This window comes from Microcoleus sp. BM001215392 (assembly GCF_036700185.1).
Lineage (GTDB): Bacteria > Cyanobacteriota > Cyanobacteriia > Cyanobacteriales > Microcoleaceae > Microcoleus.
The window spans coordinates 1-2,793 of sequence record NZ_JAUBOJ010000193.1; the positions used below are offsets into that span (position 1 = coordinate 1).

Below are 2,793 nucleotides of genomic sequence, written 5' to 3' on the forward strand. Positions count from 1 at the left end.
TGACATCTGCGGTTTCTGTATCGATCGAAGACTTATGCAATTCAAGTCTAATATACCGAGAGGTTTCCGATCGCTCGGAGAGTCAGGTATGTAAAACAGTCTGAAAAATAACTTTTTAAATTGCTTTAATAACAGATTTGTCAGCAGAACGTTCAAGACAAAAATCACAACAAATAACTGAACTTTCTTTTTAAATTTATTTGGACAGCATAGATCGAGACACTTCGGTTAAGGGTGTCAGAAGAGGATTTCTGGCAACGATCGGCATTAACCAAGCCTGTTGTTCGATCGCGATCGCCCCGGAAGTCACGCAATCCAAATCTAATATTTAATTTCGCACCGGGATGCTAAAGCCTCAACAGCTTGCAGGAGTTGAGCAGGAGTCCAATTTGCCAACAAGCCGCTGGCGATCGCACACGCACCCGCACCCACACCTTCCTTAACATATCCGCGATCGTAAGCTTGCAGTTGTCCGTAGCGAGAACCCGCAAAACTTAGCTGTGCAGCCAACAGAGGCACACCGCCGATATCTGACGCCAGCCCCACAGTGTCCCCTGTCGGGTCTTCCGCCACCCAGCGTGTAGTCCCCACCGCGACTTGCTCGGGATGCCAGAGCAAATCGTATTCCGTGGCGATCGCTTGCATCAAAGCGTACACAGCCAGCATTTGTGTGCCCCCAGCTAGAAGCACGCCGCAAGTCCGACTCGCGGCGATCGCCATTCCCGCCACCGCTACCTGCATCGGATCGCCCACCGCCGCCACCAAATCTAGGGGAGTGCTATTTTTGGGGCCGATTTCCCAACCAGCATTATTGAGTCCCGCTGTCACCGCAGCCAATTTTTGCTCGTGATTGCAGCTAGGATGAGAACTATTAACCTTACCCGCCGCTGTCATACCCAAACCCATTAACACGCCCAAAGCAGTAGTCGTGCCACCAACTACGCACTCCCCTAAAATTAAATAACTACCATTAGTTTCGGCGGCTAATTTAGCTCCCCAAATTAACCCTTGTTCCAGCAAATCTTTGACTGTTTCTAGTTCCAAAGCATTCCCAGAAGTAAGACACTTTGCCGCAGTGCCGCCCAAATCAATTGCAGGTACCGGAGGCGGTAGGAGCAAACCAGCATTAAACAGGTAAAGCGGAATTTCCAAAGCTTCAACTACGGCGCGAGATATCAGTACCGGCGAGGCACCCGCTTCTAAGGGCGGCAAAGGATAGTGCGGCGATGGTTGGGGGCCGTTATACAAAAATTCTGCATCAGCCAAACAGGTAAATTGTCGATCGCGCGGGGTTGCTCCTGCTGCGGAAATCCCCGGAATTAAGCCAGTTGCGGTGAATCCTAACACGCAGGCAAATATCGGTTTTTGTCCCCGATGGCGATCGAGCCACCGCTGGCCCTCTTCCATTTCTGTATAAATACGAATCATAAATTAGTTATTGGTTATTTGTTATTGGTTGTTTGTTATTTGTTATTTGTTATTTGTTATTTGTTATTGGTTATTTGTTATTTGTTATTTGTTATTTGTTATTGGTTATTTGTTATTGGTTATTGGTTATTTGTTATTTGTTATTTGTTGTTCGTTATTTGTTATTTGTTATTTGTTGTTCGTTATTGGTTGTTCGTTATTTGTTATTGGTTGTTCGTTATTTGTTATTGGTTGTTCGTTATTTGTTATTTGTTATTGGTTGTTCGTTATTTGTTATTTGTTATTAGCGCTGTCCCCGAAGAGCGAACTTCATTAGTCATTAGTCCTTGGGAATTGGTAATGGGGAATTGGGAATGGGGAATTGGTAATTGCCGGACAAACCAGAAAGAGGCAAAGCGGATAATTTTATTTTTTTCTTCCTTCTACATCCATCAATTAAATCAGTTAAATCTGTTACAAAATCCTTCTTCCTTCTGACAACCGACAACTGTCAACTATCAACTGACAACTATCAACTGACAACTTTTCAGATAACTACTCTTCATAATCGATCAAAACTTGCACCCAGCGCGGCGGTCGCGGAATTGGATTTCCCAAACGATCTAACAGCAGCAAAGCTACTAAATGCACTACAAATAAATAAACCAGGTTGCTAAGCAAAATCATGCCGGCGGCGATCGCCCCAATTGCGCCCAAACTCGGCACACTCAGCCAGCCCAGCTTCACAAACACCCATTCCACCATCTCTGTTACCTGGACTGTGAGGTAAACCCAGAGGTTTTGACCCACCAAAATTGACAGCAGCCAAAACCGAAAAAAGAACCCGAAAGTACCAATTAGCGCGCCCAAACTAATAGAGACAGGCCAACTGGCTTGGCGCGTCCAAAGTCCGCCCAGCGCAACTCCCATAATTCCAAAAGGAATCACGTATAAAATGCTCCGCGTCGGGCCCATGAGTACCGACAACAGCAAACCCGAAACCAAAGCGGACATCCAAGCGGCGCGGTTTCCCCAGCGCAGGTAAACTAGGGCTATGGGTACCGGGAAAAAAACCCGCAGCAGCGGCCCCAGCGGAAAGTAATAATTTACCAGCCAAATCAAGCTAGCGGTACTTGCTAAAAATGCCGTTTCTACGAGTCTTAAAGGCGCTTCCCCTAATTCAGGCGTCCGGGTATCGGGATTTGTGCGATCGTCCGCCATTGCTGAAATATCCGCGGTTGGCGGCTCATTTTTTTTACTGGGGGAACTGCCCGAATTAGACTCGGCATCTGCTGACAAAAAATCACTCATCCGATTTTAGATTTTAGATTTTAGATTGTAGATTGTAGATTGTAGATTTTAGATTTTAGGGGACTGGCGTTATGT

Annotated in this window: 3 protein-coding genes; 1 reads left to right on the top strand and 2 read right to left on the bottom strand. The window is 46.1% G+C overall.

Features of this window, described 5'->3' with window-relative positions:
• The first annotated feature begins 200 nt into the window (after positions 1–200).
• Positions 201–332, top strand: coding sequence for a hypothetical protein (locus tag QT974_RS19765; RefSeq protein WP_333470132.1), 132 nt, complete (start codon positions 201–203; stop codon positions 330–332).
• Here the strand turns inward: QT974_RS19765 and cobT are convergent.
• Positions 322–1,428, bottom strand: a complete 1,107-nt coding sequence (gene cobT, locus QT974_RS19770) for a nicotinate mononucleotide-dependent phosphoribosyltransferase CobT (protein ID WP_333470133.1) — start codon at positions 1,426–1,428, stop codon at positions 322–324. The two genes, QT974_RS19765 and cobT, sit on opposite strands and share 11 nt — an antisense overlap.
• A 534-nt stretch (positions 1,429–1,962) precedes the next feature.
• Positions 1,963–2,718 carry a DUF2232 domain-containing protein gene (locus QT974_RS19775; protein ID WP_333470134.1) on the bottom strand — a complete coding sequence of 252 codons (756 nt, stop codon included), beginning with the start codon at positions 2,716–2,718 and terminating at the stop codon, positions 1,963–1,965.
• Positions 2,719–2,793: the final 75 nt, after the last annotated feature.

Coding starts and splice junctions, on each gene's coding strand:
- QT974_RS19775 (WP_333470134.1), bottom strand. CDS start 2,718: ATGAGTGATTTTTTGTCAGCAGATGCCGAGTCTAATTCGGGCAGTTCC.
- cobT (WP_333470133.1), bottom strand. CDS start 1,428: ATGATTCGTATTTATACAGAAATGGAAGAGGGCCAGCGGTGGCTCGAT.